Genomic DNA, 20,009 nt, shown 5'->3' on the forward strand with positions numbered 1-20,009 from the left:
TTGCTAGGCGGCCGTCGCCATTTTCTCGGTCTGGTCCTCGACCATGGTCACGAACATGTGGGACTCTTCGCCGGCGCCGCCGATCTGGACCCGGCGAGCCGAGATCACACGTCGGCCGCGCGCGGGATTGTCGATGGTGTCGATGATCGGTTCGAGCTGCTGCTTCTGCGCGAGAAGCTGCCGATCGCGCCGCTCGATCAGTTCGGCCGCTTCCGCCGAGAACAATTCCCGCGCGGTCTTGCCGATGATCTCGCCGCGCGACATGCCGATCATCTTCTCGGCGGCCTTGTTGACGAAGACGTAGCGCAGATTGCGCGCGTCCTTGGCGATGATGCCTTCCGCCACGTTCTCGATGATGGTGGCGAGGAATCGCTCCATCCGCTCCAGAATGCGCTCGCGCTGGCGCTGTTCGGTGACGTCCTCCTGCACCGAGACCCAGCCGCCGCCGTCCATCGGACGCTCGTAGATCTTGATGATGCGGCCGTCGTTCAAGGTGATCTCATTGGCCGCCGGTTCGCGCCGGGCGATCCGGTCGAGAACCGCCGCGAGATATTTTTCGATGTCGCCGTTGAACAGTCCGCTCTTGACCCGGTGCTGGAGGATTTCCTCGAGCGTCGATCCCGCCTGGATCGTCTCGGGCAGATCGTAGATCCGCCGGTAGTTGGCATTCATCGCGACCACGTTCGCCTTGCCGTCGAGCATGATCAGGCCCTGCGGCATGCTGTTGATCGCGGCCGAGAGCTGCCACTTCTTGGCCTGGTACTTGTCGTTGAACTTGTCGCGCTCGGTCATCGCCGCGTCGCGCGCCTGCGCGGTGCCGAGCTCGAGCTCCTCGAGCTCGAAGATGCGCGCCACCGCATCGCGGAAGTGCTGCACGGCGCGCGCAAGATGCCCGATCTCGTCGTGACGGCCCAGATGCGGCACCTTGCTCTTGACGTCGCCGTCAGCGATCCGGTCGGTCGCCTGCGTGATCTCGGCGAGTGCCCCGACCACCGAGCTCCGCATCACGACGACGTTCAACCCCGCCAGAAGGAGGGCCGCAAGCCCGAGCGCGAACAGATAGGCGGCGGCGTAGCGATTTTCGTTGGCGAGCTCGTCCGCCTGGCGGGCACGCTCCCTGTAGATGCGTTCGAGCGCCTCGAGATCCACGTTGAGCTTGTTGCGCAGCGTCCGGTTGGCATCATTGTCGCCCAATTCGCGCGCCGCGGCGGAACTGATCTCGATACCGCGTCGCATCAGCTCCTGGCGGAACTCGATGAACTGCGCGATGCGCTGTCGGAAACTGGCGAACTGCGCCGCATCGTCCGAGCTGACGGTCCGCTCCATGTTCTTCACGACGTCGGCGAGCTCGCGGTTGCGGCGCACCAGCCCGTCGGCGAACTGCTTCATCGCGCTGCGATCGCCTGACATGTAGATGCCGCGCGATTCCATCACGATGGCGTAGATCAGCGCGTTGATGCGCCCGACGCTGATCGCCGCCTCCGCGGAAGACGCATGCATGTGACGATAGGTCGTCTGCAGGCGCACCGTCTGGATCGACATCACGAGCAGAAAGGTGGTCACGATCGCCAGAAAACCGGCGATGCTGTAGACCTTCTCCGCGACGCTCAGCGTATCGGCACCGCGCGCAAAACGAATAAACTTCTTCAAAAATCGGGTTCCGGCGTCGAGCCGGGATCCCAGTGCCGCAGCGTCCATGGCACCGCCCCCTTGGTTGAGAAGGCTCCACGGTACCCCTGTAGCGCTAGCGGAGGCTTAAAGTTCGGGCCGGTATTTTTACGGTGCGGAACCGCAGCCGAGCGAACCCGGGGGCGGCATCGGCCTCTCAGCCGATCCGCTTCAGCCCCTTGTTGAAGCGCGGGCCGTTGGCGACGTAGAACCTCGCCGCGCTCCCCATCCGCTGGACCTGGGCGTCGTCGAGCGTGCGCATCACGCGCGCGGGCGAGCCGATGATCAGGGAGCGTTCGGGGAATTCCTTGCCCTCGGTGATGACCGAGCCGGCGCCGACGATGCTGTTGCGGCCGATCTTCGCGCCATTCATCACGATCGAGCCCATGCCGACCAGCGCGCCCTCCCCGATGGTGCAGCCGTGCAGGATGACGTTGTGGCCGACGGTGCAGTTGTTGCCGATGACAAGCGGAAAGCCGAGATCGGTATGGCAGGTCGAACCGTCCTGCACGTTGGCGCCCTCGCCGATCTCGATCCACTCATTGTCGCCGCGCAGCACCGCGCCGAACCAGACGCTCGCGCCGGGCTTCAGGCGCACCCGGCCGATCACGGTCGCGGTCTCCGCGATGAAATAGTTGCCGTCGGCGGGAAGATCGGGCGCCTGCCCGTCGAGCTCGTAGATCGCCATGGAGGTCTCCTGTCGCGTCAGCCCCAGCCATAGCGAAACGGCGGCGAAGAGGCAAAGGACCGCCGCACCGGGCAACCCTGCAAGACGGGCCTCAGCCCAGAACGCCGGTCGCGCGCAGCGTCATCAGGAAGAAGGTGCCGCTCATCATGCTCCAGAAGCCGGCGATGACGGTCGCCATCATGACGAATTCGAGGCGGCGGCTCTCCACGCGCAAGCCGCGCAGCGTGTTGCGCATGATGATGAAGGGCGCCGCGAACACCAGGAACGGCACCGCCGCGAAGGTCTTCGGCGCCACGCCGTCCTGCAGCAGGCCAAAGCCGGCGGGCCGCTGCGCGACCGCCTGGTAGCCGCTCACGAGCGCGCCAGCGAGCGCGAAACCGATGCAGATCGAGAAGAAGGTATTGAGAGCTTCAGGTGTCATCGGAACGGTCCGCCCTTACGCAACGCCGGAGCCTTCGTGTGACAAATAGTGCTGGTTAACGCTACATTATCCTTAAGCGAAGGTTAACGGGGCCGCCCGGTCCACGCAGGGCCCCCTCCCGTTCCCGATGGCCTGGAACCCTCCGCGAATTCGCCGCCGCATGGCATATTCCCCGCTGATTCGTCGGCCATCGGCCGATCTCGGGCCCATGCGCGCTAGTCATGACGGTGTTTTCGGCAGCCTCCCCTCGGTCTCCCCGGTCGCGCACCCGGGCGCATGTCGTCCCGATCGTGCTCGGCGGCATTGCTGCGCTGGGCGCGGTCGGGCTGGTCGCCTATCTGCTGTGGCCGACCTGGGGGACGGGCGGCGCGAACGCCCCGGACAAGCTGCCGGTGAGCGTCGGTGGCACGCTGTTCAACCTGCCGACGACGGCGATCCGGATGAAGATCCAGCGGCACTCCGGGCCGCAGGAGCGCATCGATCTCGACTTCCTCTATCCCTCGCTGGAACCGCCCGGCGCGCCGAAGCACGTCACCGCCGACACGGTGGATGCGACCATGCAGCCGATCGACCGCATCTTCCTGTCGATCGCGGCCCATCATGATGCGCTCTCGCCCGAACAGCGAACGGCCACGATCTATCTGCGCTATCTCGACCAGGCCGCAACCAGCCCAGAGGACGGGCTGACGATGCGGATGTTCCGCAGCGACACGCCCTATGGCAGCGAGGACCTCTATTCCGCAGCAAGCCCCGCGCTGACCGCGCGCTGCACGCGCGATGCGGCCACGCCCGGCATGTGCCTGTCCGAGCGCCGCGTCGGCGGCGCCGACCTCACCTTCCGCTTCCCGCGCAGCTGGCTGTTGCAATGGCGCGATGTGGCGGAGGCGATGGACAAGCTGACGGCGCAGCTGCGCGGACCGAAGGGCTGAGCGGGGCCCGCTCTCTCTCCGCACCAACAATCTCGAAAACAACCCCATGCACAGTAGCCAAGCGTCTGCCGTGGCTTGGTAATTCCTCTATTTCGTCTTTTTCGAATTTTAGCTTGACCCGTCGGGCAAAACAGGGGCATGATGCCAGCATGGCAGGGTTCGCGATACGGCGCGAGATTTTACGGCGGTGACCGCCTGCGCCCACGTGCACTAGGCTTTCTCACGGCGCGCATAACACGTTTGGCGACCTTTGCCGCGTCTTCCTCAATCTCGTGCTCCCAAAATCGCAAGACGGTCCATCCTTCGGCCTTCAACGCCGCTACAACCCTCTCATCACGAGCTTTGTTTTTCTCAAGCTTGGTAAGCCAGAAAAGGCTATTGGTCCTCGGCTTGACGCTGTGCTCAGGGCATCCATGCCAGAAGCACCCGTCGCAGAATACGGCCACACGGGACCGACTGAACACGATATCCGGACGCCCAATCAACCTTGCGTGCAACCGGTAGCGAAGTCCGGCCGACCAAAGCGCCTGCCTGAGAACCATTTCGGGTTTGGTGTCCCTGCCGCGTATCTGCGACATGCAGTGGCTTCTTTGCCGCGGTGTCAAAACATCCATCGTCCGGCTCCATTTACCGCCTGGTCAGATCGAATCCGACCTGGTAGCCTGGCCTCGCTTCAAATCGCTGGGGATAGAATGACCAGGACACTTGACATTTTCAGCGGCGGGGGCGGCAGCAGCTATGGTGCACGCAACGCCGGAGCCGAAATTGTCTGCGGTATTGATCTTTGTGAAGTGGCCACCGCCACATATGGGGAGAATTTTCCAGAAGCCACCACCATCACAAAGGCACTGGAAAACATCAATCCCCGAAAGCTGCACGACTCCATCGGGGACATCGACCTGCTTCTGGCCTCACCGGAATGTACCAACCACACCTGCGCCAAAGGCTCCGCGCCGCGGTCGGAGAAGAGCCGTGCCACCGCCATGCAGGCGCTTCGCTTTGCCAGGGAGTTCAAGCCGCGCTGGCTCATCCTCGAAAACGTCGTCCATATGCGCCCCTGGTCACGCTACGACGAACTCAAAGAGGCGCTGGAGGATCTTGGCTACAACCTGACCGAATTTGTTCTGGATGCCTCCGACTTCGGGGTGGCGCAGAGCCGTCGACGGCTGTTCGTCGTCTGCGACCTCGAAGGGCCCGTGGCCACGATCAAGCAGCCTCGCCGGAAGCGCAGGACCGTCAGCGACATCCTGGACCCCCAGGGCATCTGGGGGACCAGCGAGCTTTTCAGCCCAAAACGGGCCAAACCGACTCTGGAAAGGGCGGAAAGGGGCTTTGCCGAGCTTGGCAGACGTGCCAGCTTCCTCCTTGTCTACTACGGAACCGACGGCTGCGGCGGCTGGCAGAGGCTGGACCGTCCGCTGCGCACCATTACCACCGTTGACCGTTTCGCCCTGGTGGAGCCTGGCGATCACGGGCACCAGATGCGCATGCTTCAGGTTCCGGAACTGCGGCGCGCGATGGGGTTCAAGACCGACTATGTCATGAACCACGGCTCGCGCCGCGAGAAGATCAAAATTCTCGGCAACGGCGTCTGTCCGCCGGTGATGGAGGCGATTGTCGAGACCATAACTTCAGGGTGACCATGGCCGGTGCGGTCCGAAAAAGAGGTGACAGCGACAAGCTTGTCTTCAGGGTGCGCCCGCGCCTCCTCACGTTGCTTGGCGATCAGCTCATCAAGGACGCCAACCTAGCCGTCTTCGAGCTTGTAAAAAATGCATATGATGCTGATGCAACTGTATGCGCTGTCACGCTCGAACATCCCACCGAACCCTCAAAGGCACGGATCATCGTCGAGGACGACGGCAGCGGGATGGACGAAGATACCCTACGCGATGTGTGGATGATGATCGCGACAGACTTCCGTGCGTTGCAGCGCAAGGAGGACAGGCGCACGAAAAAATTTCACCGCTTTCCACTCGGAGAAAAGGGCCTCGGCCGGTTGTCGGCACACAAGCTCGGACGTTCCATCCGCCTTATCACGCGGCGGCGTGGGGGCGAGGAACTGGTTCTCAACTTTGATTGGGACGCAATTGAAAGCGCAGCCGATCTGGAAAGCGCTGGCGTCGAACTGCAAGATCGGAAGCCGGAAACCTTTAAAGGCAACCAGCACGGCACATGCTTCGAAATAACGCGGCTCAGAGAGACCTGGAGCCGAGGCCAGGCACGACGTCTCCACCGCGCCGTCAACAGCCTTTGCTCGCCCTTCAAGGGACCCGAAGATTTTGAAGTTATGCTCTCGATCCCCGACCATGAGGAGTGGCTCAGAAATCTCTTCACGGCCGAGGATGCCAACAAGTGCGCCCTCTATCACGTGAGAGGATCGTTCGAGGCAAAGTCTGGAAAGTTTGACTATACGTTCACGCCGCCGCCTGGATATTCAAAGCAGCTTACAAAACACACTGAGAAGGGCGTCGAAGTCACGCTACAGAAAGAAAGCGAAGGTGACGGCGAACGTAAGCGACGGGTATATGTCCCGCTTGATCTGTCTGGTCACAAGATCGGCAAGGTGACTTTCGATTTCTGGCTTTTCGACCGTGACCCTGCGGTTCTCCGCGATGTAACGGACGATGTGAAGGGCCTTAAAGACTATCTGGATGAGAACGGCGGTATACGCATTTATCGTGACGGAATCCGCGTATACGACTTTGGCGAGCCTGGCAACGACTGGCTCAATCTCGACATCCGCCGCGTCAACACACCGACCGCACGCACCAGCAACAATCAAATTCTGGGCGCTCTGCGGCTTGAAGCGACCGAGAGCGGCGATCTGCGGGAAAAGACCAATCGCGAGGGATTCATCGAGAATGAGGCTTTCGAGGACTTCCGGTCGGCGGTGATCAGCGTCCTTACGCAGGTCGAAGCCGAGAAAAGCAAGGATCAGCGCAAACTGCGCGAGGTCCTCGGCAAGGGTACCGGCAAACGTGTTTTCGAGAAGCTCGCCGAGGTGCGCGAGGTGCTGGAGCGCAAAGGTGTTCTCGCGGAAGTCGAGCCGAAGCTGAAAGCCGCCGAGAAAGAGATGGAAATCTACCGCGACCAGCTTCTTCATGCAGCCGTGCCTGGTCTCACCATCGGCATGATGCTTCACGGCGCTGAAAAAATACTCGATGAACTGAGGGCGGCAACAAACCGCGGAGCCGATCCCGAACGGATCAAAGAGCTTGTCGATCGTCTCTATCGTGCGATGCGGCCGGTCACGAACCTGCTTAAGAACCCCAATCCAGGCAAAACGTCAGCCAGCATCCTTATCAAGGAAGCGATCTTTAGCGCGGAGATTAGACTTAAGCGCCATCATATCACGCTCGTCAACGGCGTGGAAAACGGCTGTCCAGACTTCCAGGTGAAAGGCTCCAAACAGATGCTGATTGCGTCGATCACCAACCTGATCGACAACAGCATCCATTGGCTGGAGACTAGAAACCCAAAACAGAAGTATCTCTATATCGGCACAACAAAGGATATAGAGGAAGGTCCGGCGATCATCGTCGGAGATAACGGCCCTGGGTTCGGCAAAGATGATCCTGAAGACCTTGTCGCGCCCTTCTTTACGCGCCGTGCAGGCGGCATGGGCCTGGGACTGTATATTGTCAGTGAGGTTATGCGCGTAAGCAACGGACGCATTGTTTTTCCCAGCGAGGGCGACATCGATCTTCCCGACCAGATTGATGGAGCGGTTGTCGCCCTTCAATTTTTGGAAACATCATGATCGATCAACTTGCTTCGCCATCGGTCTGCGTAATTGACGACGAACCGGATGATTACAACAGCATCCTGAACGCGTTGAACGCCCTTTATATTAGTGCCGTCTGGATTCAGGGGGCGAGCCTCGATCACCTTCCGCCGCAGCCATTCACACGGCTTCAGCTCGTGTTTCTCGACTTGCACCTCACTAACAGTCTTGGGAAGGATGCAGCATCCCATACCGCGAACGTTTTCATTAAGACCGTATCTACCAATACCGCGCCGGTGGTCGTCGTTATCTGGAGCAAATACGCCGACGATAAAGTTGCCGAAAATAGTGTGCCTCCCGATGACCAGGAGACCGAAAGTGAATTGTTTAAGCGCACCCTGCTCGAAGCGGAGCCCAAGTTCAAAAACCGCCTTGTATTCCTTGAAATGGACAAACCCAAAAAGGAAGAAAGGACCGGAGACTGGACTGAACGCCTACGGCAACAGGTCGCGGATACGCTTGGTGGTCAACCGGCTATAGGACTACTGTGGACGTGGGATGGTCTGGTCAAAGACGCGAATGCAGCATTGATGGCAAGCCTAACGGATCTGGCCGAGGAGTCGGCAGGTGACACAAATCCTGAATTGACCGACGCCCACATGAAGGAGGTGCTGCAACGGTTGACAGAGGCGCAGAGTGAGGGAGAGCTTACGCCGGACAATGCTCCAGCTAACGTTGTGGCGATCCTCTCCCAGTTGCTCGCAGACCAACTCGAGCATGCGCACGGCGAACCCGTGCTGGCTGAGCACGGTGTTTGGCTGGCCCAGCCGCCAAGCAGCAACACAAAGGCAAGCGTCGCGCCAAAAATGAACAGTTTTCTTTTGACAACTGAGCATTCCGCCAACGCGATACCATTTGGACCTGGTACGGTCTACGCAGTGTCAGACATCGACAGCTTCCTGTCCGTGTTCGGGGTAACTCGCGACCACCTGGAACAGCTGCTTTGCTCCGCAAAAAGAGCCACGAATGCGCCGGTGGTTGATACCTGGTACGGCGCGGTCCGACCCATCATGCTTGAAATTTCTCCTGTTTGTGACGTTGCGCAGCGCAAGCGCTACAATGCTCATCTTGTTGGCGGTCTTGTCGTGCCAAAGCTGAGCCTTCCCCGAACAAAGACCAGCGGTGAAGCTGTTACATTGCTGCCTCCTGCCACGCAGACCTTAGCATTGAGATGGCCCCTACAAGGATTTTCGGCCGATGAGGTCAAGCTTGTGTTTCATCATGCCTTGAAAACAACATTGAACGCATCAGCCCAGCTCCGTTGGTTTTCTCCCTGGTTCAGATTGCGGGAGCTTCCAACAAGCGCCGTTCGTAGCCCGCATATGTCGTATGGCTCACGCGTAGGATACGTCTCGTTGGCCTGAACTCGTCAACAAGCTTGGCAAGATCGGAGCTGGCGCCATACCTCTAGTGGAATGCACCGATGGCGGCCGTTGCCGAACCTCTCTTGCAGCAGAAATTCGCGGAACTGCAAGCGCACGTCCGCGAGGCGTGGAACGGGCGCGAACGGGAAGCCGTCATCGAGATTGTCCGCTCTGCCGACTACGCGGCGTATATTATTCACTGTTCATCGGAAGGCCCCGATTCTCTGGATGAAGAGGCCTTGGATGAGCTGCGGCTGATCCTCAATGGCGTTGCGCCCGCGCTTGCCACCTTCCTGCCACTGATGAAGGGAGGTAAGGGGCTGCCCTTCAATCCGTCCGCGCCTCAAACCGCCCGCTGGATTGACTCGATGCTCTTTGAGTTCGGCACGCTTGCCCGCTTGCAGCGCTTTGCCGCCATGGAGCGTTACGGCTTGTCACGAAGCGAAATGATCGATGCGGCAACCATACGGATGGAGATGCAGGCTGGTGTCGGGGAACTCATGGACCGTTACGCCGCACGCTGGCTCACACACGAAACTAAGCGCCGCGTTGCCCGCATGCAGGGACCACTACTCGACAGGAAGTACATCGAAGATCTTCTGGACGCGACTTCCAGCGTGCATGACGGTTGGTTCATCAGTTACGAAGGTCATCCTGACCTCCTAGAGGCTCACCGGAAATTCGCGATGATTGAGGTACTTGGCTGCATCGAAGCCGAAGCCCTACCTCACGAAGCCATGATCGGTGGCCGACCATTCGCGGAATGGCGTGGGATCTGTGTGGCGGCGCTCGGTCGGGTGTCCAATCACGTCGCATACGCTTCGCGTCTCAAGACGCGGTTTCCCGCGCTGTCGATCCGGAACCTGCTGACGGTGCCTGTGCTACAGAAAGATGCCCGCGCGGTGTGGATCGAAGCCGGAGAACGTCCAAAACATGCGAACGCCACTATCTCGCACTTGGCTCTCGATGCACAGTCAATCGGACCCTGGCAGCATCATCATGAGATACCAGCTCCTTTCTATGTCGATATTGGCGATGGCTGGTTTCTCCTTCCCCTGTTTGGCGGGCTCCTCAATCCTGTCTGCGGCCTAGTCCGGACGTTGCGCCTGAGACATACCCGCGATTGGGACAAAGCGGTCGATGGGCGCGAGAAGTATTTTCGTAGAGACATCATGGATCAATTCCGCGAACCGCGGTTCTACGTACCCGATCATGGCATGACGCTCCGCCGCAGTGACGGCAGCCATATCACAGACGTGGATGCAGCTATTCTCGATCGCGAGACCGGCTCGCTTGCGTTGATTCAGCTGAAATGGCCGGATGTATACGGCATGTCTCCGAAGGAACGCGAAAGCCGGAGGCTAAATCTTCTCAAGGCGAATGATTGGGTTGAGCGCACCGCCGACTGGATCGCGGGCCGGAATGCAAGACAGGTCGCGAAGGCGTTGGGAATGGGGAATAAAGCTTCTGAATCGAAGCAACCTATCCTTATGGTTGTCCCACGCTACGCGTTGCGTTTCACGTTGAATGACAAACTTGATGAGCGCGCTGCCTGGGTCGCATGGCCCGAAGTTGCGCGCATGCGGATCGACGAGAATCAAGCCGCCGATCCTCTGTCGGAGTTGGAGCGCCAGTTCAACGGCGGTGGATCTTTGGTGTCCTATGATCGCCCCGAGGATGTCACCTATAAGGTCCGCGGATTAGATGTTTGCGTGTCAGTGCTATGAGGCGCGACCGCTTCGCGGCGCGGCCCGAAGCCGATCGGCATTGAAGCATCAAGGCACCTCGCCGCGAGCTTCAGGCGGCCGCGCCTGCGCGGGCCGGCAAAGCGCCGCGCTCGTCAAGTATCCGTGCGAACCGGTCGACATCGTCGACGGTGTTGAACAGGCCGAAGGACACGCGGATGCCGTCGCGCTCCGGAGACACGCGCACATTCCGGCTGGCCAGATAATCGGCCCACGCATCCGCGGGCAAATCCAGCACGTAGATGTGCGGCGAGCGATCGGCACGCTCGCGCGGACCCACGAGACGGATGCCGAGATCATCGATGCGCTCGATCAGGCGGTCGCCGAGATCGTAGAGATGCGCCTCGATGGCGGATAGACCGACGCTCTCGATCAGCGCGAGCGAGGCGTCGAGCGCGTGGATATCCGGCAGGTTGAGGTTGCCGATCTCGAACCGGCCGGCGCCCGCCTTCGGCGTCATGTTGTCGGCCCGCGCGATGTAGTCGCCCGGCGGATGCGCCAGGCTGGACATGGCGAGATAGGCCGGCTGGAGCTCGTCGAGACCCTGCCGGCAATAGAGGATGCCGAGGCCCTGCGGCACCAGCAGCCCCTTGTGGCAGCCCGCCCCGATCAGGCTTGCTCCGCTCTTCGCAGCGTCGAGCGGGACGACACCGATCGACTGCATCGCGTCGACGACGAAGTAGAGCCCGTTCTGCGCGCAGAGCGCGCCGATGCCGTCGATATCAAAACGGTGTCCTGCGTGAAAGGTGACATGCGAGAGCGAGATTGCGCGCGTGCGCGCATCGATATGGGGCGCGAACATCTCGGCCCGTGCCGTCGCGCCCGTCAGCGGCACGAAGCGGACCTCAACTCCCTTGCGTCGAAGATTGAGGAAAGCATACGCGTTGTTGGGATGGTCCCCTTCGACGAGGAGCACATTGTCGCCCGCCGCCAGCGGCAACGAGTTGGCGGCAATGTTCATACCCTCGGAAGTGTTCTTGGTGAACGCGATCTCGCCCGGCGCCGCGTTGAGGAGCTTTGCCACCCGGGCACGAACCTGTTCGACACGGTCGAGCCAGACCGGCTTGGGGCCCGCCAGCTCACTGCCTTCCCGATAAAACCCGAGCAGCGCCTCGCGAACGCTGGTTGCGAGCGGCGTCTGGTGGGCGGAATCGAGATAGAGCAGGCGCTCGGTCACGGGAAACTGGCTGCGGACCGCAGCAACGTCGTAGTGGCGGCTCATGACGAATGGCTCTCCTGGCGTTTTTGTCTTTGTCGAGGACGGAGACGCCCGGGCAGGACCACCCGGGCGTTTCACGCCGGCTGCGCGCCGGATCAGTCGACAAAGGACGGAATGGGGTGGGCGTTGGCCAGATCCCTCAGCCTGCGAAGACGCGCGGGATCGACGGGAGCGCTTGGGCCGGCGCGCAAGATCTCCGCGACCTCGTGGCCGAGTTTCCTCGCCTCGGCCGGATCGAAGCCGCGGATCGTCAGCGCGACGCTGCCGAACCGGAACGCGGTGCGTGGTTCGCCTGATGGCCCCGGCGCGCGCATGGCGTTGCCGATGACCCCGTAAGCACCGAGTCCCGCAACCAATTGCGGCTGCGTCCAGCTCTCACCGGTGTAGGCCATGATCATGTGCGAGTCCGTGCCCCCGGTGTAAAGCGCGATGCCGCCCTCCTCCAGGCCCGCGGCGAAAGCCTTTGCATTCGCGACGACGTCACGCATGAGCTGCGCGAAGGCCGGACGGGTAATCATCTCCATCTGCACGGCCCGCGCCGCGATCATGTTCGAGGCTGCCGGGCCTTGCAGGCCGGGATAGATCGCGGCGTCGATGACGGCGCCGAAGCGCTCCCTGGCGAAGACGAAGGCGCCGTTGCGCGGCCCGCACAAGGTCTTCTGCGTCGAGCTCGTGGACACGTCGGAGAACGGAACGGGATTGGCATGGAGGCCGGCCGCGATCAGCCCCGCGACATGGGCAATGTCGGTGAAGAGAAGCGCCCCGACCTCGTCGGCGATGGACTTCAGTGCGGCGAAGTCGATCTCGCGCGGATACGAAGACGGGCCGGCGAGCAGGACATGCGGCTTCGTCCTGCGCGCGAGGTCGCGGGCCTGGTCCAAGTCGACCGCGCCGGTGCTGGTCACACCGAAGGAAACCACCTCGCGGTTCGCGCCCGTGATGTGACGCATCGCGCCGTGGCTGACATGGCCGCCGGCCAGTTCGTCGAAGGTGAGCAGCCGCGCGCCTTCGGGAGGCAGGATCGCGCGCAGGACGGCGACATTGGCGATGGTCGAGGACAGCGCCTGCACGTTGACGTATTCGGCGCCGAAGATCGCCTTCGCCCTGGTGATCGCGAGGTTCTCGATCGCGTCGAGTTCTTCGCAATTGGCGACGCTGCGACGACCGGGCAGCCCCATCGGGGCGCGGTTGACGAGATGAGTCCCCTCGATCTGGCGCAGGCCGAGCGGCGCATAGGAGGCGGACGCGATCATGTTGAGGGACAGCGCCTCCCTCTTGCGATCCTGATCGATCAGCGCGACGACGTCGGCGCCGACCTGGTGGGCATCGGCGCCAAAGAAGCTGTGCCAGTTGACGTCGGCCGGCTGGGCTGAAGCGGTGCCCGTCGAAAGTGACATGTGTCATCCTTTTTTCTAAGTGATCGGAATGCCGCGCTCGTTCTGCGAGGCGGCCGCGCCTTCGTCAGTGACGAAGCACGCGGGAGAGAAAGGTCTTGGTTCGCTCGTGCGTCGGCCGGTCGAATATCTGCGCGGGCGTGCCGATCTCCAGGATGCGTCCGTGATCGATGTAGACGACGCGGTCGGCGACCTCGCGGGCGAAGCCCATCTCGTGGGTCACGATCATCATCGTCATGCCTTCGCGGGCGAGCTCGCGCATGACGTCGAGCACCTCGCCGACCATCTCGGGATCGAGCGCCGAGGTCGGCTCATCGAACAGCATGATGTGCGGTTCCATTGCCAGCGACCGGGCGATTGCGACGCGCTGCTGCTGACCGCCGGAGAGCTGGGCCGGAAGCTTGTGGGCGTGATCGCGCAAGCCCACCCGGTCGAGCAGGCGCAACGCGTTCGCCCTCGCCTCGTCCGGCTTGCGGCCGCGAACACGGATCGGCGCAATTGCGACGTTGTCGATCGCGCTCATATGCGGGAACAGATTGAACTGCTGGAACACCATGCCGACGCCCTTGCGGATCCTCGCCAGTTCCTTCTCGCCGCCGATCGCACGATCGGCCTCCGTCGGCATGTTGAAGCCGTCCACGGTCAGGCGCCCGCTCTGGTACATCTCCAGACCGTTGACACAGCGGATCAAGGTCGACTTCCCCGAGCCGCTCGCGCCGATGATGACGACGACTTCGCCGCGTCCGACGTCGAGATCGACATCCTTCAGGACATGAAACGCCCCAAAGGATTTGTTGAGGTGGCCGATACTGACGATAACGTCGCGTGATGCCGTGGCTTCCGGAATCTGGATGGCGTTCATCGTGATCCCCTTGCGAGATGGGCTTCGAGGCGGCGCGAGGCGTAGGTGATCGCCCCGCCGATGGCGAGATAGACGGCGAACAGGAAGACGTAGATCTCGTAGGTCCGGCCGCTGTTCTGCGGATCGGCCAGAATCATTTGCCCGGCGCGCAGGAAATCGGTCAGACCGATGATGAAGACCAGCGTTGCGCCGTTGAAGATGTCGAGGATCTGTCCGACCAGCGAGGGAACGACGACCCGCAGCGCCTGCGGCAGGACGATGTCGACATTGAGCGTCCAGCTGCTCATCGCGAGCGAGCGTGCCGCCTCGATCTGGCCCCTTGGCACCGCCTGAAGTCCGCTGCGGACATATTCGGCGACATAGGCCGCGAAGAACAGGGCGAAGCCGGCCATGCCGCGCAGCAGCCCCGGCACGGACGTATCCGGCGCCAGCAGCGGCACGATGATCCAGATCCAGTAGACGACGAGGATCAACGGCACCGACCGCATCGTCTCGATATAGGCGGTCGAAATCACGCGCAGGCTGGTGATCCGGCTTTGCCGGCCGAGCGCAAGCAGGATTCCGAAAGGCAGGGTCAGGATCGAGACAGCGATCGTCAGGACGACGCTGAGCAACAGTCCGCCCCAGACCTCGAAGCCTGGCGGCGAGAGCACGACGAAGATTGCGACGACGCCCGCAAGAAGTGCTGACAGCACGATGCGTTGGTCCAAAGCCGCATGATGGGTACCGCCCCATGCCGCGATGCCGAGCACAGCGCTGGTGGCAGCCAGCATGCCCGAATGCACGTCAATGGCGACCGCGAGCGTGACGCCAATCAACGTCACGACCAATGCGACGACCGTGATCGCGGCTCGCCCCGGTCGGACCGAAAGGCCGAGGCCCGCGCCGAACATCATGCAGAGGGTCGCGACGGAGAACCATGCCCGCCACAGCTGGTCGGCGGGATAGATGCCGGTCATCAGCACCTTGAAGCTGCCGCCGACGACCTGCCAACGCGCGTCGACCAGCGCCCAATAGCCAAGGGCATAGACCGCCCAGGCCAGCACCGGGATGATGACAAGCGAAAGCGCGGCATCGAACGGCTTGGCGAAGAGATTGCGATGGACCCACCGCAGCGCGACCGTGGTCATCGTGTCCTCCGTCCGTTCACGCGCGCGTTGACGCCGTTGACGCAGGCGCTGATGATCCAGCTCAGCGCGAGGTAGGTCAGCATCACGATCACGACGCCTTCGAGGTTTCGCCCGGTCTGGTTCGAGACGGTGCCGTAGACGTTGAACAGATCAGGGAAGCCGATCGCGATCCCGAGCGAGGTATCCTTCGTCAGGCTGATGTACCGGTTGGCGAGGGACGGCAGGACGATCCGGAAGACCTGCGGCAGGATGATGTCGCGCAGCGTGTGAGACCGTGACAAGCCGAGCGAGGCAGACGCTTCCCATTGCCCCTTCGGCAGGGCCTCGATCGCGCCGCGGACGATCTCGGCGACATAGGCGGAGCTGTTGACGACGATCGCGATGAGAAGCGCCGTCATTTCGGGTGAAATGGCAAAGCCTCCGCGCGCGCCGAAGCGAGTGGCGACCGGCAGATCGAGACCAAGAGGGAAGCCGACCAAGGCGGATGCAATGAGCGTCGAGATCGCCGCTGCCAACAGGGTCAACCGGAGTCGCAGCCCGCGCAAAGCCGCGCAGGCGACGAGCAAGGCGAAGGCGGTGGCGAGCAATCCCCAGGACGCAGCGCCGGCGCGCTCGGAGATCGCAAGGCCAGGAAAGAACACACCCGAACGACTGGCAAGGAGGCCGCCGAACCAGTTCGAAGCGGCGTTGGCGGGTGGAAACCGCAGCACCACCGCAAAATACCAGAACACGATCTGGATCAGCAGCGGCGTGTTGCGTATGGCTTCGACCCATCCAAAGCAGAGGTTGCGCACCAGCCAGTTCGTCGAGAGCCGGCCGATGCCGACCAGCGTCCCGAACATCGTGCACAGGACGATCGCCGAGAGCGCGACCTTCAGCGAATTCCACAGGCCTGCCAGCAGCGCCTGGAGATTGCTGTGTGAGGGCGAGAAGAGCTCGAGAACCGGCCAGTTGCCCTCGCGTGACAGGACGAAGCCTTCACTGAGACTGAAATTCGCGACATTGCCGAGATAGCCGAACGAGAACTGGATGCCCTTGCGGGCGAGCGCCTCCCGGACCGCGAGGCCGAGCCAGATGACGAGTCCGGCCGCCACGGTCACGATCGCAGCCTGCAACAGCCATTTGGACGCGATCAGCAGGCCGCGACGCGCCGGCGGGATGCTGTGATATTCGGCGATCTCTGTGCTCACGACGCCCTCCCGAGATCGAGGCGAGCCTGTCAGGCTCGCCCCATGTGCTCAGTTCCACGGAGGCGAGTACTCGGCGCCGCCCTTGGTCCACATCGCGTTGGGCGTGCCGGCACGATCGATGAAGTACGGCGTCTTGGGCCCAAGGTTACGGTCGTAGATCTCGCCGTAATTGCCGACCGACTTGATCATGCTGGCGACGAAATCGTCGGCGACACCAAAGTCCTTGCCAAACCCGTCCTTCGCGCCGAGGAATTTCTGCACGAACGCGCTCTCGTCCTTCATCCTGTCGGCAAGATTGGCTGAGGTGATGTCCCATTCTTCCGCCTGGAACAACGCGAAGGTCGCCCAGCGCAGCAGATTGCGCCATCTGGAATCGTTGGCGATGACGAAGCCGGCGAACGGCGACTTGTTCAGCGTCTCGGGCAGGATCGTGTAATCGTCCGGCTTGCCGGAGTTGCCGCGCCAGGCCGCAAGAGCGGATTTGTCCGTCGACATCGCATTGCAGCGATCACTCTGGAGCGCGCCAAACAGCTTCTCGAGATTCTCGAAGGTGAGAACCTTCGTGGTCTTGAAGCCGCGCTGGCGAACGAAGGCGGCGAGCGTGGCTTCGGTGCCGGAGCCCTGCGTCGTGCAGATCGTCGCGCCGTCCAGCTCCGCGACGGATTTCACACCGGACGCCGCCTTCACCATCATGCCGGTGCCGTCGTAGAAATTGATCGGCAGGAAGTCGATTCCGATCGCAGATTCGCGCACGGGCTTGACGGTCGTATGTGCAAAGACGACGTCAGCCTGTCCGGTCTGCAAGGCGTTGAAGCGGCTCTTGTCGGTGACGATGACGAAGTTGACCTTGCCGGCGTCGCCGAGAACCGCCGCTGCCATGGCGCGGCAGAAATCGGCGTCGAGACCTTCGATCTTGCCGGTCTTGGTGTTGAGGTAGCCGAAGCCAGGAGCCGTGTTGTCGGTGCCGCAATTCAGGACGCCGCGCTGCTTGACGTTGTCGAGGACGGTGGCGGATACGCCTGATGTCCACAGCGACGCTGCGGCGAGTGCAGCGACCAGAAATTTGGAACGAGCCATCCGAGAACCCCTCTGTTGTCGTCACTCATGTCAGCCGGGCCTGGGATCTGCTCTTCTTGTGAAAGGCCGGGACTGCTCTGGACATGAAGGCTACAGGGGCAAAACAATTCTGGTCTACTTAATTAATTTTGCGATATACATTAGACAATATGCATGATTGTTGTCTGGGCACTTGTTGGAGCTAACGGATGGATTTCGCCCGACTCCGCACCCTTCGTGAGCTTTCGCTGCGAAAAACAATGGCAGCGGTGGCCGAAGCCCTGCTGATCTCTCCGTCGGCCGTTTCGCAGCAAATCGCGCAGCTCGAGGACGAGACCGGAGTCGAATTGGTCGAACGCAGGGGCCGCGGCGTGCGGCTGACGCCGGCAGGACAGCGACTGGTGGATCACGCCGGGAGGGTCATCGGCATCCTGGAGGAAGCGAAGACCGACCTTGCGGAGCTGAAGAAGACCGTCGCCGGCGAGTTGCGCGTCTCGGCGTTTCCCTCCGTCGCCGCGTCGCTCATCCCGCCGACGATCCGCGCGATGTCGGCGCGCTTCCCGGATCTGGCGACGATCTTCGAGGAGCTGGAGCCCGACGACAGTCTCGCCGCCCTGCGCGCCTGGCAGACGGATGTCGCGATTGTCGACGACCTCACCACGTCGGCGAGCCTGTCGGAGACGCAGGTCGAGATGCTGCATCTTCTCGACGACCATCTCCACGTCCTGCTGCCGCGCGATCATCCGCTCGCCGAACGGCCTCACCTCACCTTGCCCGAGCTTGCGACGGAGCGATGGGTTCTCGACACGACGTCCGCCACCTATTCGGACGTGATCGTCGGTGCCTGCCGCAATGCCGGCTTCGATCCCATCGTCAATGCCCGCTGCCACAGCTTTGAAGTGGTCCGGGCCATGGTCGAGGCGGGCTGCTCGGTCTCGATCAATCCGGGGCTACGCGGGCGCGATCATATCGGCACGCTGCGCCTCAAGGAGATCCGGCCGATCATCACACGGCGGATATTCGTGGCGTTTCGCACCGGTGAAAGACGCAATCCGGCGATCGCCGAATTCGTCGGCGAGCTTCGCGCGGTGGCGGCGTCGATGACGGCCCGGCGGTGAGAAGCTGATCTTCGTCATTGCGAGCGAAGCGAAGCAATCCAGAGTCGCTCCGCGGAGTCGCTGCGCTCCCTCGCCCCGCAAGCGGGGCGAGGTGAAAAGCAACAACTATTCCTGATCGACGAGATCGTCCTCGAGGATCGCCATCTGGAACTGGAACGAGCGATCGTCGTCCTCGTCGTCGACGAACAGCACGCCGATGAATTCCTCGCCGATATAGACCTCGGCGGAATCGTCCTTCTTCGGCCGCGGCACGACGCGGATCTTGGGATTGCCGAATACGCGCTTCAGATACGCGTCGAGCTTCCTTACTTCCTTGACGTCCACGGCAAGTCTCCAATCGAAATCTGGGTTGGCGGGGTTTTAGGACGAGACGCGACGAACCGCCAGCATCAATTGCCAAAGAATTTGGGGACGAGAAGGGCCGGAGAATCCGGCCCTCTCAAAAGCTCAGAGCCCCGTATCAAAGCCCCATATCAAAGCCCCATGGCGTTGATCATCTGATCCATGGTGCGCGACGGCTCGGCGCAGCCGGCTTCGCCGACGATCTTGGCGGGCACGCCCGCGACAGTGACGTTGTGCGGCACCGGCTTCACCACGACCGAGCCCGCAGCGATACGCGCGCAATGGCCGATCTCGATATTGCCGAGGATTTTTGCGCCGGCGCCGATCAGCACGCCGTGGCGAATCTTGGGATGACGGTCCTCGTTCTCCTTGCCGGTGCCGCCGAGCGTGACGCCGTGCAGGATCGAGACGTCGTCCTCGATGACAGCGGTCTCGCCGCAGACGAAGCCGGTGGCATGGTCGAGGAAGATACCGCGGCCGATGCGCGCGGCGGGATTGATGTCGGTCTGGAACACCGCTGAGGCGCGGCTCTGGAGATAATATGCAAAATCCTTGCGGCCCTTCAGCCAGAGCCAGTGCGCGAGGCGATGGGTCTGGATGGCGTGAAAGCCCTTGAAGTAGAGCAAGGGATCGATGAAGCGCGAGGTCGCGGGATCGCGGTCGTAGACGGCAACAAGATCGGCGCGGAAGGCGTTGCCGAGATCGGGATCCTCGCGCAGCGCCTCCATGTAAGCCTGGCGCACAAGGTCGCCCGACAGCGCGGAGTGATCGAGCCGCTCGGCGACGCGGTGGATCACCGAATCTTCCAGACGGCTGTGATGCAGCACCGCCGAATAGATGAAGGTCGCCAGCTCCGGCTCGCGACGGACGATGTCCTCCGCTTCGCCCCGGATCCGGTCCCAGATCGGATCGAGCGATGCGAGCTTTCCTCCCGGATTGACCTGATGCACTGCCATGGATTTTCTCTCTGGGATCTGCTCTTTCGAATGAGCGCGTTTTGCGGGTTCTATAGCACAGTCTAGGCGACAAAGTCCTGACGGGCTTGCCTGAGAGTGAACAGCACCTTGCCCCACGAAAACACGCCAACGCGTTGAAA

General features: G+C 62.0%; 18 protein-coding genes. 6 read left to right on the forward strand and 12 right to left on the reverse strand.

The annotated features are described in order from the left end of the window. Positions 1-3 precede the first annotated feature (3 nt). The 3 genes from AC1RUR_RS20630 to AC1RUR_RS20640 form a co-directional block, all read right to left on the reverse strand. The gene (locus AC1RUR_RS20630; RefSeq protein ID WP_492847276.1) at positions 4-1,650 is read right to left on the reverse strand and encodes a PAS-domain containing protein; all 1,647 of its coding nucleotides are present in this window, start codon (positions 1,648-1,650) and stop codon (positions 4-6) included. 175 nt (positions 1,651-1,825) lie between these two features. Further along, positions 1,826-2,356, reverse strand: a complete 531-nt coding sequence (locus tag AC1RUR_RS20635) for a gamma carbonic anhydrase family protein (RefSeq protein ID WP_492847278.1) — start codon at positions 2,354-2,356, stop codon at positions 1,826-1,828. Positions 2,357-2,447: 91 nt separating this feature from the next. Then, positions 2,448-2,777, reverse strand: a complete 330-nt coding sequence (locus AC1RUR_RS20640) for a DUF6949 family protein (protein WP_492847279.1) — start codon at positions 2,775-2,777, stop codon at positions 2,448-2,450. Between the two features lie 221 nt (positions 2,778-2,998). Here AC1RUR_RS20640 and AC1RUR_RS20645 point away from each other — a divergent pair, with 221 nt between their 5' ends. Next, on the forward strand, positions 2,999-3,706 hold the full coding sequence (locus AC1RUR_RS20645; protein WP_492847281.1) for a hypothetical protein: 708 nt from the start codon (positions 2,999-3,001) through the stop codon (positions 3,704-3,706). 179 nt (positions 3,707-3,885) lie between these two features. Here the strand turns inward: AC1RUR_RS20645 and AC1RUR_RS20650 are convergent, their stop codons facing one another. Further along, positions 3,886-4,320 (reverse strand): very short patch repair endonuclease, encoded by a 435-nt coding sequence (locus tag AC1RUR_RS20650; protein WP_492847282.1) that lies wholly within the window; start codon positions 4,318-4,320, stop codon positions 3,886-3,888. 78 nt (positions 4,321-4,398) lie between these two features. Between AC1RUR_RS20650 and AC1RUR_RS20655 the strand changes: the two genes are divergently transcribed. The 4 genes from AC1RUR_RS20655 to AC1RUR_RS20670 are packed head-to-tail and all read left to right on the forward strand — an operon-like array spanning position 4,399 to position 10,584. Then, on the forward strand, positions 4,399-5,346 hold the full coding sequence (locus AC1RUR_RS20655; protein ID WP_492847284.1) for a DNA cytosine methyltransferase: 948 nt from the start codon (positions 4,399-4,401) through the stop codon (positions 5,344-5,346). 2 nt (positions 5,347-5,348) lie between these two features. Further along, on the forward strand, positions 5,349-7,469 hold the full coding sequence (locus AC1RUR_RS20660; RefSeq protein WP_492847286.1) for an ATP-binding protein: 2,121 nt from the start codon (positions 5,349-5,351) through the stop codon (positions 7,467-7,469). Continuing rightward, complete coding sequence (locus AC1RUR_RS20665) at positions 7,466-8,857, forward strand: hypothetical protein (protein ID WP_492847288.1); 1,392 nt, start codon at positions 7,466-7,468, stop codon at positions 8,855-8,857. Before AC1RUR_RS20660 ends, AC1RUR_RS20665 begins: the two co-directional genes overlap by 4 nt. A 59-nt stretch (positions 8,858-8,916) precedes the next feature. Next, positions 8,917-10,584 (forward strand): hypothetical protein, encoded by a 1,668-nt coding sequence (locus AC1RUR_RS20670; protein WP_492847289.1) that lies wholly within the window; start codon positions 8,917-8,919, stop codon positions 10,582-10,584. 70 nt (positions 10,585-10,654) lie between these two features. Here AC1RUR_RS20670 and AC1RUR_RS20675 read toward each other — a convergent pair whose 3' ends face one another. The 6 genes from AC1RUR_RS20675 to AC1RUR_RS20700 form a co-directional block, all read right to left on the reverse strand. Further along, positions 10,655-11,824, reverse strand: a complete 1,170-nt coding sequence (locus tag AC1RUR_RS20675; protein ID WP_492847291.1) for an aminotransferase class V-fold PLP-dependent enzyme — start codon at positions 11,822-11,824, stop codon at positions 10,655-10,657. A 92-nt stretch (positions 11,825-11,916) separates the two neighbouring features. Further along, positions 11,917-13,218 carry a serine hydroxymethyltransferase gene (gene glyA, locus AC1RUR_RS20680; protein ID WP_492847293.1) on the reverse strand — a complete coding sequence of 434 codons (1,302 nt, stop codon included), beginning with the start codon at positions 13,216-13,218 and terminating at the stop codon, positions 11,917-11,919. Between the two features lie 64 nt (positions 13,219-13,282). After that, a complete protein-coding gene (locus tag AC1RUR_RS20685) occupies positions 13,283-14,077 on the reverse strand; it encodes an amino acid ABC transporter ATP-binding protein (protein ID WP_492847295.1) in 795 nt (264 codons plus the stop codon). Next, positions 14,074-15,207, reverse strand: a complete 1,134-nt coding sequence (locus AC1RUR_RS20690; protein ID WP_492847297.1) for an amino acid ABC transporter permease — start codon at positions 15,205-15,207, stop codon at positions 14,074-14,076. The genes AC1RUR_RS20685 and AC1RUR_RS20690 overlap by 4 nt, the downstream gene beginning before the upstream one ends. Next, a complete protein-coding gene (locus tag AC1RUR_RS20695) occupies positions 15,204-16,397 on the reverse strand; it encodes an ABC transporter permease subunit (protein WP_492847299.1) in 1,194 nt (397 codons plus the stop codon). Before AC1RUR_RS20695 ends, AC1RUR_RS20690 begins: the two co-directional genes overlap by 4 nt. 48 nt (positions 16,398-16,445) lie before the next feature. After that, positions 16,446-17,474, reverse strand: a complete 1,029-nt coding sequence (locus AC1RUR_RS20700) for a transporter substrate-binding domain-containing protein (RefSeq protein ID WP_492847301.1) — start codon at positions 17,472-17,474, stop codon at positions 16,446-16,448. A 188-nt stretch (positions 17,475-17,662) separates the two neighbouring features. On the opposite strand from AC1RUR_RS20700, the gene AC1RUR_RS20705 reads away from it, so the two are divergent. After that, positions 17,663-18,571, forward strand: coding sequence for a LysR family transcriptional regulator (locus AC1RUR_RS20705; RefSeq protein ID WP_492847303.1), 909 nt, complete (start codon positions 17,663-17,665; stop codon positions 18,569-18,571). A 105-nt stretch (positions 18,572-18,676) separates the two neighbouring features. On the opposite strand, the gene AC1RUR_RS20710 is transcribed toward AC1RUR_RS20705, so the two are convergent. Then, positions 18,677-18,895: a DUF3126 family protein gene (locus AC1RUR_RS20710; protein WP_007602550.1), complete on the reverse strand. Its 219-nt coding sequence runs from the start codon at positions 18,893-18,895 to the stop codon at positions 18,677-18,679. Positions 18,896-19,044: 149 nt separating this feature from the next. Beyond that, positions 19,045-19,869, reverse strand: a complete 825-nt coding sequence (gene cysE / locus AC1RUR_RS20715; RefSeq protein ID WP_492847305.1) for a serine O-acetyltransferase — start codon at positions 19,867-19,869, stop codon at positions 19,045-19,047. Between the last annotated feature and the right edge of the window lie 140 nt (positions 19,870-20,009).

It is taken from the genome of Bradyrhizobium sp. GW821-FHT12B03, from assembly GCF_058807535.1.

Coding starts and splice junctions, on each gene's coding strand:
- AC1RUR_RS20690 (WP_492847297.1), bottom strand. CDS start 15,207: ATGACCACGGTCGCGCTGCGGTGGGTCCATCGCAATCTCTTCGCCAAG.
- AC1RUR_RS20635 (WP_492847278.1), bottom strand. CDS start 2,356: ATGGCGATCTACGAGCTCGACGGGCAGGCGCCCGATCTTCCCGCCGAC.
- AC1RUR_RS20705 (WP_492847303.1), top strand. CDS start 17,663: ATGGATTTCGCCCGACTCCGCACCCTTCGTGAGCTTTCGCTGCGAAAA.
- AC1RUR_RS20700 (WP_492847301.1), bottom strand. CDS start 17,474: ATGGCTCGTTCCAAATTTCTGGTCGCTGCACTCGCCGCAGCGTCGCTG.
- AC1RUR_RS20645 (WP_492847281.1), top strand. CDS start 2,999: ATGACGGTGTTTTCGGCAGCCTCCCCTCGGTCTCCCCGGTCGCGCACC.
- AC1RUR_RS20675 (WP_492847291.1), bottom strand. CDS start 11,824: ATGAGCCGCCACTACGACGTTGCTGCGGTCCGCAGCCAGTTTCCCGTG.
- AC1RUR_RS20685 (WP_492847295.1), bottom strand. CDS start 14,077: ATGAACGCCATCCAGATTCCGGAAGCCACGGCATCACGCGACGTTATC.
- AC1RUR_RS20660 (WP_492847286.1), top strand. CDS start 5,349: ATGGCCGGTGCGGTCCGAAAAAGAGGTGACAGCGACAAGCTTGTCTTC.
- AC1RUR_RS20640 (WP_492847279.1), bottom strand. CDS start 2,777: ATGACACCTGAAGCTCTCAATACCTTCTTCTCGATCTGCATCGGTTTC.
- AC1RUR_RS20670 (WP_492847289.1), top strand. CDS start 8,917: ATGGCGGCCGTTGCCGAACCTCTCTTGCAGCAGAAATTCGCGGAACTG.
- cysE (WP_492847305.1), bottom strand. CDS start 19,869: ATGGCAGTGCATCAGGTCAATCCGGGAGGAAAGCTCGCATCGCTCGAT.
- AC1RUR_RS20665 (WP_492847288.1), top strand. CDS start 7,466: ATGATCGATCAACTTGCTTCGCCATCGGTCTGCGTAATTGACGACGAA.
- AC1RUR_RS20650 (WP_492847282.1), bottom strand. CDS start 4,320: ATGGATGTTTTGACACCGCGGCAAAGAAGCCACTGCATGTCGCAGATA.
- glyA (WP_492847293.1), bottom strand. CDS start 13,218: ATGTCACTTTCGACGGGCACCGCTTCAGCCCAGCCGGCCGACGTCAAC.
- AC1RUR_RS20655 (WP_492847284.1), top strand. CDS start 4,399: ATGACCAGGACACTTGACATTTTCAGCGGCGGGGGCGGCAGCAGCTAT.